This is a genomic window from Microcystis sp. M109S1, from assembly GCF_020247025.1.
Classification (GTDB): domain Bacteria; phylum Cyanobacteriota; class Cyanobacteriia; order Cyanobacteriales; family Microcystaceae; genus Microcystis.
Genome location: NZ_JADBRW010000296.1, coordinates 1 through 7,313, shown reverse-complemented (window position 1 = coordinate 7,313; position 7,313 = coordinate 1). Strand labels below are relative to the sequence as shown.

The window sequence follows — 7,313 nt, the reverse complement described above, 5'->3', positions numbered from 1 at the left end:
GGATGGGACTCTTTCTGGAATTATGTTAAATTCTTGACTGAGCCTGTGCCGATTATTTTTAGCAAACTCTCCTAGCTCTCTATAACCTGAGTATCCTAGCATTGTTCCCAGTATTATTACTACTAATACTATCCATAAAGGCTGTCTTTTTCCTTTATCTTTCCGAAAGTCCTTGACTTGTTTCAGTTTTTCTATTAAGCTCAACATATATTTAAAAAGTTGGCGGTCACTTCTCATTTTACCAAGACAGTGATCGCTTTTACTTTTGATATTTTGATGGGAGAATGAAACAGCCCTACCCCACACCCCACACCCTGTCCCCACGAAAAACTTTTTCAGCAGACCCTAAGTAAATAAACTGGCATCAACCCGAAAATATGACCCCAAAGACCTAGCTTCTGACTGATTGATGCTGCGTTGTCCATTAATTATTTGCTCCACCGCATCAGGGGAACCCAAAATAGTAATTAGCTCTGGATATTCTATCTCGTTAGCTTCTATAAGATGCTGTAAGGTTGCTAAAGGATTTCTGTCAGGAATTGGATAATTATCTGCCTCGAACCTTTCGATCAAACTAATCAATAACTCCAGTAAAGCTTCCTCCTCTAAACTAAGTTCCGAGCGATGTTCCAACTCTTGAGCAATTGCGATCGCTCGCTCGTTTTCCACCTCTGTGGTGATTGCTTTTGGTTGATAGTGAGCGAGTAATTCTCCATAGGTTTTAGAATTAAAAGTAAGCATCATATTTCCAATTTCCTTTATCGTACTCGGCGTGGGTAAGAATATATTTAATATAGATAGTCTGTCGGCTATAAACTAGATCTACAATTAGACGATAGTGATTTCCTTTAATATTAAAAACAGTGAAGTTACCAACAGATTCAGCACTTTTATAAGTGGCTTGCACATCGATTAGATTTTGCCATGCTGCTTTACTAGCGACTCTATACCAATCATAGAGAGACTCGCAGGAATTAGCATTAGTGATACAGAAATCGCGAAGTATTCGACGGCTAATTACCCGCATAATACAAATATACCTCTTGCAGTTTCTGTCAATAGCAATTATACCTCAATATCTAGGCTAACTCAAGCCGGCGGGCTGATTTGCTCACACTTTACATTGCGTAAAATGGTAGCACTTCCCACCAATGGGGACGTTTTCCCGCTTACCAGCTAAATTGAGAATATCAGGGGCATTTATGCCTAAAGGGAGAGAAAATGTATTAGGCTAAAAACTAAACTATTTTGGCAAGATTTCTTTGAAGACCTCCTCAGCCTACTTATTGGTTTTCCACGGTAGTCGCGATCCGCGTCCAGCCATGGCGGTGACACGATTAGCAGCCTTAGTTCAAGAAAAAATTAGTCAACCCGCCGAAAGATTAGGGAGTAAATCGGAGTTTAGCCCATCTCTAGCGGTTCTAGAAGCAGATAATCGGGTATTAGTAGGGACTGCCGCCCTAGAATTAGTGATAACACCTCTCCATCAACAAATAGAAGCTTTTGCCCAACAAGCACAAAGCCAAGGATGTAGCCGGTTGCAGATTATCCCCCTGTTTCTCCTGTCGGGGGTTCACGTTAAAGAAGATATTCCCGCGGCCGTGGCCAAAGTGCGATCGCCGATTGAGCTAGAGTTAAAGCCCCATTTAGGCAGTTATCAGGGCATAAAATCGCTGTTATCGCGACAATTTGCTGATTTAAGCCCCCAAGACCGCATTTTACTGTCCCACGGTAGTCGTCGCCCCGGGGGTAATCGGGAAGTGGAAAGTCTAGCGGCGTTTTTTCGGGCAATTACAGCTTATTGGTCGATAGAACCGAGTTTATCCCAACAAATCGAGAGTTTAATCGCTCAAGGTAGCCAAACAATTGCTATACTGCCCTATTTCCTCTTTGCTGGTGGAATTACCGCCGCGATCGAAGCCCAAGTTTTTGAACTATCACAAAAGCATCCAAATGTCAATATATCTTTAGGTAAATCTTTGGGGGCGACGGGGGAATTAGCCGAGATTATTGTGGAGGAAGGATGGGGATGAAGCGAGCAGCGATCGCTTTGGGCGGTAATTTAGGGGATTCAGGGACAATTTTAGGGCAAGCTTTAGGGGAATTAGAGCGAGTCAAAGGAATTAAACTAGAAGCTCATTCCCAATGGTATCAAACCACAGCCGTGGGTCCTCCTCAGCCTGACTATCTCAACGGTTGTGCCATTGTGCAAGTGGATTTATCGCCCTTAGATTTACTGCATAAATTATTAGAAATCGAGCAGTTATTCGGGAGAGTCCGACGGGAAAGATGGGGACCGCGTACCCTCGATTTAGACTTAATATTTTATGATGACCTGATCTTAGAAACGCCCGAATTACAGATACCCCATCCCCGCTGCCGAGAACGCGCCTTCGTGCTGCTTCCCCTGGCAGAAATTGCCCCCGATTGGCGAGATCCGGTCACTGGAAAAACTATCCTTCAGCTATTGGGGCAATTGGGATTGGCGGAGTAGGATGTTAGGTGTTAGGGTTTTAGTTGAAAACTTCGCTAATTTCTTTTCACTGATCACTGAAAAGTCTTCCCCTAAACCCAAATAAGCGCGTCTCAGTTACCGCCCCGAAACTCTACAATAAAGGCAGCAGTATCAATAAACAGTAAAAAAATCAACCGTGACCAAGACCCCATCGCTCGAGGAAACTCATTACAATCAGGCTAAAGCTAGTTTACAACAGGCCTTAACTTGGTATGCCAGTTTTCGCCGCCATTGGAATTATCCCCCCGATCCCCAACTTCAGGCCGCCGTTAAACAGGATTTGCAGTCCCTAAAATCGGCCTTGGATAAACTGGATGAAACGGTGATTCGGGTGGCAGCCTTCGGGTTAGTCAGTCGCGGCAAATCCTCGGTGGTAAACGCTTTAGTCGGTCAAAAAGTCCTGACAACTGGACCCCTGCACGGGGTGACACGCTGGCCGCGAGCGGTGCGTTGGACACCAGCCACGGGTAAAATCCAGATAGAATTAATCGATACCCCCGGATTGGATGAGATTGAAGGGGAAGCGCGGGCGAATATGGCCAGAGAAGTCGCTAAAAGTGCCGATTTAATTTTATTTATCGTCGCGGGGGATATTACCCGGACTGAATACGAGTCCTTGGCAGAATTGCGCCGGGCCAAAAAACCGCTCATTTTGGTGTTTAATAAGATTGATCTCTATCCGGAAGCTGATCGCCGCCAGATTTTTCAGCAGTTACAGAGATTAGGAACCAATCGGGACGAAAAAACGTTAGAAGATTTGTTAACTAGCGATGAGATAGTTATGGTAGCCGCCGAACCGCAACCGATTCCCGTCCGGGTGGAATACCCCGATGGGCGCGTGGTGACTGAGTGGGAAACCCCTCCCCCCCAAATTGAGGAGCTGCAAGATAAACTCTTAACGATTTTAAATCGGGAAGGGCGATCGCTGCTGGCCTTAAATGCTTTAGTGCAAGGCCAAGAAGCGGAGGAAAATATCGCTAGAAAAACCCTAGAACTCCGGGACAGTCAAGCGGAGGAAATTATCTGGCAATACGCGAAATATAAGGCTTTAGCGATTGCGGCCAATCCGATCGCTATTTTAGACCTCCTAGGGGCTTCAATCGTCGATTTGACTCTAGTTCGGGCTTTAGCTCGTTTGTACGGCTTGCCGATTACCAGTCACCAAGCTGGTCAACTCTGGCGGACTCTACTTTTGAGTAGTGCGGGGTTGCTGGTGGGGGAAATCCTCAGCACTGTGATTATCGGTTTGGGCAAAACGGCAGCGGCAGCGGCGAGTATTTTTGAAAATCCCACCTCTTTAACCCTCTACGGTAGCACCGCTCTCCTACAGGGAGCAATTGCCGCTTATGGAACCTATATCATTGGGAAAGCCGCTAAAATCTATCTAGAACGCGGTTGTAGTTGGGGGGCATCCGGACCGAGTACGGTGATCAATCAAATTCTCGCTCAAGTTCATCCGCAAACTATTTTATATCGTTTACGTCTAGAACTAGAACAGTGATTTTAAAGGAAAAAGGAAAAAAGGCAACAGTTAAGCTAAACGGCGCTTAACCTGCATGATCCAATAGCTATAACCCTTTTGGAGTCTATATCGGTGATCCGAAGTAAAAGCCGTTTAGCTTATCAATTAAATATTTCCTACTGACTACTGATGACCGACTCCTAATTTTAGAAACTTAATTTTTGACAACGACAACTAGCTAGAAATATTGAGAGAAAATCATGTCTGCTGCCCATAAGTCCTATGTTCCCGTTCCCATTCCTCGCCAAAAAAGCCAAGGGAGTCAACGTCGTCCCCAGTCGCGGATAACTTCCCCCAACCCCACTACTAAACCAGTTACTCAATCCTCCCCGACTGCCACCGTCAAACCGACGACTAAATCGGTGGCGAGAGTTCCCGTGGCCCCGACACAAAAACAATTAGCCTCGCGTCAATTACGTTCCCTTTGCCTCCTAGAAAGAATAGTGGCCGTGATTACTTTTTGTCTGTTGGGTTCGACTCTGGGAATATATGCTTGGACGGTATATATTCCCAAGGTTTGGGACAAAGAATTTGGTAAACTGGAAACACTGCAACGTCACGAGCGCCATCTTTTATCCACCAATGAAACCCTTAAACATCAACTAGCTCAACAAGCAGAAAAACCCGAAACCGGATTAACTCATCCCCAACCCTTCCAAACTATCTTTTTACAGCGTAAATCTGCCCCGAACCTGAAACCGGCCACCGCTTCTCAACCCCAATCTACCGTCAATTCTCGACCGAGAAGTGCCTATTAACAGTTATCAGTTAACAGTTATCAGTTATCAGTGGGTAAGTTAACAGTTATCAGATGTGAGTTTTTAAGTGTGCAGTATTAAATAGAAGTTTCCTACTGTCTTTTTACTGATTACTGATTACTGATTACTGTTTACTGCTTACTGCTTACTGTTTACTGATTACTGCTTACTGCTCACTGATAACTGAAAGATACTGCTCATGACTGACACAAAAAGACCCAGATTTAGAGGTAAAAAAACTCGATCGCCCTCTGGCAGTATCCGGGACAGAAAGTCCTATTTAAACGCCAAAAAACGGCAACAACAGTTTAAAAAATTGCCTTTGAGTAACGGGCGATTGGTGGCGGTGTGGTTGATTTTAGTCATGGGTATTGTGGGTTTAGCTTGGCGATTGTACCAATTACAAATAGTCCAAGGACAGGAATTGCAAAAAAGAGCCAGACAACAGCAAACTACCAGTATTAGACCCTATATTCCCCGACGGGCGATCGTCGATAGTAATGGTAATGTTTTGGCGACCGATCGCTTGATTTACACTCTTTATGTACACCCAAAACTGTTTGCTATTCCGCCGGCAGAAGTGGCTGATAAATTAGCTCCTTTATTAAATATTCCCACTAATCACCTGATTCAAAAATTTAAAGAAAAAGAAACAGGAATTCGTTTAGCCAATCAATTAACCGAATCCGTGGCTAGGGGATTAAAACAATTATCTCTTGACGGTGTAGAATTAGAGGAAAAGTACGCTCGTTATTATCCCCAAGACGATGTGGCAGCCGACGTGATTGGCTATGTAGATAAAGAACATCGTGGTCAAGCAGGATTAGAGAGAGGTTCCAGTCAGTTATTAGAAAGAGATCCTTTTTCTGTCAATACAAGACGCATGGGAGACGGGCGAATTTTACCCGCTTTTGTTCCCGATGGTATCTTTCAATTTGATGAATTACAGTTAGAAGTAACCCTCGATTTAAAACTACAAAGAGCCGCCAGGACGGCCCTACGAGAACAGCTAAAGAAATTTAATGCTAAACGGGGAGCCGTCATCGTTATGGACTCCCTTGATGGTTCTCTTTTAGCCCTAGTTTGTGAGCCAACTTTTAACCCCAATGAATATTATAAAGCCCATGTGGCTCTATTTAAAAATTGGACCGTAGCCGATCAGTACGAACCGGGGTCAACTTTTAAACCAATTATTGTCGCCATGGCCATGGAAGCGGGGGCAATTAAAGCTAGTACGGTAGTCAATGATCCGGGGGCAATTACTGTCGGTCCCTGGACGATTAAAAATGCCTCTAAACAGGGTTATGGGGCGCTAGATATGGCCAGAGTTCTGCAAACCTCTAGTAACGTGGCCATGGTGCAAATTGCCCAAAAAATGGGGCGAGTTGATTTCTATAAAAGTTTATTAGGATTGGAAATAAATCAAAGGGTTGGTGTAGATTTACCCGGAGAAGTGGCAGGATATCTCAAACCCGAACAAGAATTTCTGGATAATGCCATTGAATCGGCCACCGCTTCCTTTGGTCAAGGTTTATCCCTAACGCCTTTAAAATTAGTACAGTTGCACGGTGCGCTGGCCAATGGTGGCACCTTAGTAACTCCCCATGTGATCAAAGGATTAGCCGACGACCGCGGCCGTTTGCACTGGCAGCCCGATTATCCCAGCAAAAAAGTCTTTTCTCCCACCGTGGCCCGGCAAGTGGTGGAAATGATGGAAACCGTCGTCAGCAAGGGGACGGGGGTAGCGGCCCAAATCCCCGGTTATCGCATCGGAGGCAAAACGGGAACCGCACAAAAAGCTAGTCCGACGGGAGGTTATCTACCTAACGCCAAAATTACCAGTTTTGTGGCGATTTTACCGATCGAATCGCCCCGTTATGTGGTTTTGGTGGTGGTGGATGAACCCAAGGGTGCGAATACTTTTGGCTCCACTGTTGCCGCTCCTGTGGCAAAAACGGTGATGAATACGCTCATTTCCCTCAAGGGTATCCCCCCCACCTCCAAGGTCGTTCCGGCGGGTTCTGCGACCAATAAACCCCCGCGGCACGATTAATTTAAGTCTTTTTGAAAGAGGCTTTATCTAACAAAGCACGGAGAAATATTATGGGGCTGTCAATCCCATCTGGAGCCATAGTTCTCTCAAATCTCATATAACTCCTGTAACCATCTCAAAAAATTTGCCGATTGGGGATGGGATTGATTAAGTATTCTTTGTTTTACTGCATCGTGAAGTTGTTTCCCCGGCGGATCTTGCCAAGCTAAATAGGTATGAATATTAGCCTTATCTAGATGATAATCTCTATAGGTTGCCCCTTGTTTTTTTGCCTCTATCACCTTGTTTTGTGTATATTGCCAAAGATTATTATCGGGAACTAAATAGGGTTTGCTGAAAGAAGCTACAACCTTTATTGGAAAAGGCTTTTAGCTAGATTGAGAGTCCCTCAGGTGCCCCTGAATCTGCTATGATCGCTTAAAACCCTTGCATCTTCTCTACCTAGTACTAATGTATCGCAAGATT

Annotated in this window: 9 protein-coding genes; 5 read left to right on the top strand and 4 right to left on the bottom strand. The window is 44.8% G+C overall.

Annotated elements, in window-relative coordinates:
• From IM322_RS14860 to IM322_RS14850, 3 genes are all read right to left on the bottom strand, one after another.
• Positions 1 to 207, bottom strand: a 207-nt coding sequence (locus tag IM322_RS14860) for a transposase family protein (RefSeq protein ID WP_287713247.1), incomplete at its 3' end; no start/stop codon positions are given.
• A gap of 138 nt (positions 208 to 345) precedes the next feature.
• Entirely contained in the window at positions 346 to 741 is a 396-nt protein-coding gene (locus IM322_RS14855) for a helix-turn-helix domain-containing protein (RefSeq protein ID WP_353737518.1), read from the bottom strand.
• Positions 728 to 1,027 carry a type II toxin-antitoxin system HigB family toxin gene (locus IM322_RS14850; protein ID WP_287077873.1) on the bottom strand — a complete coding sequence of 100 codons (300 nt, stop codon included), beginning with the start codon at positions 1,025 to 1,027 and terminating at the stop codon, positions 728 to 730. The genes IM322_RS14855 and IM322_RS14850 overlap by 14 nt, the downstream gene beginning before the upstream one ends.
• Positions 1,028 to 1,262: 235 nt before the next feature.
• On the opposite strand from IM322_RS14850, the gene IM322_RS14845 reads away from it, so the two are divergent.
• From IM322_RS14845 to IM322_RS14825, 5 genes are all read left to right on the top strand, one after another.
• Positions 1,263 to 2,033: a sirohydrochlorin chelatase gene (locus IM322_RS14845; RefSeq protein ID WP_502864036.1), complete on the top strand. Its 771-nt coding sequence runs from the start codon at positions 1,263 to 1,265 to the stop codon at positions 2,031 to 2,033.
• Complete coding sequence (folK, locus tag IM322_RS14840; RefSeq protein ID WP_286827218.1) at positions 2,030 to 2,494, top strand: 2-amino-4-hydroxy-6-hydroxymethyldihydropteridine diphosphokinase; 465 nt, start codon at positions 2,030 to 2,032, stop codon at positions 2,492 to 2,494. The genes IM322_RS14845 and folK overlap by 4 nt, the downstream gene beginning before the upstream one ends.
• Positions 2,495 to 2,651: 157 nt before the next feature.
• Positions 2,652 to 4,016, top strand: coding sequence for a GTP-binding protein (locus IM322_RS14835; RefSeq protein ID WP_287677130.1), 1,365 nt, complete (start codon positions 2,652 to 2,654; stop codon positions 4,014 to 4,016).
• A 221-nt stretch (positions 4,017 to 4,237) separates the two neighbouring features.
• Positions 4,238 to 4,795: a hypothetical protein gene (locus IM322_RS14830; protein WP_287677132.1), complete on the top strand. Its 558-nt coding sequence runs from the start codon at positions 4,238 to 4,240 to the stop codon at positions 4,793 to 4,795.
• Between the two features lie 199 nt (positions 4,796 to 4,994).
• The gene (locus IM322_RS14825; protein WP_287677134.1) at positions 4,995 to 6,848 is read left to right on the top strand and encodes a peptidoglycan D,D-transpeptidase FtsI family protein; all 1,854 of its coding nucleotides are present in this window, start codon (positions 4,995 to 4,997) and stop codon (positions 6,846 to 6,848) included.
• 86 nt (positions 6,849 to 6,934) lie between these two features.
• Here the strand turns inward: IM322_RS14825 and IM322_RS14820 are convergent, their stop codons facing one another.
• Positions 6,935 to 7,204 (bottom strand): DUF3226 domain-containing protein, encoded by a 270-nt coding sequence (locus tag IM322_RS14820; protein ID WP_353737517.1) that lies wholly within the window; start codon positions 7,202 to 7,204, stop codon positions 6,935 to 6,937.
• Positions 7,205 to 7,313 lie beyond the last annotated feature (109 nt).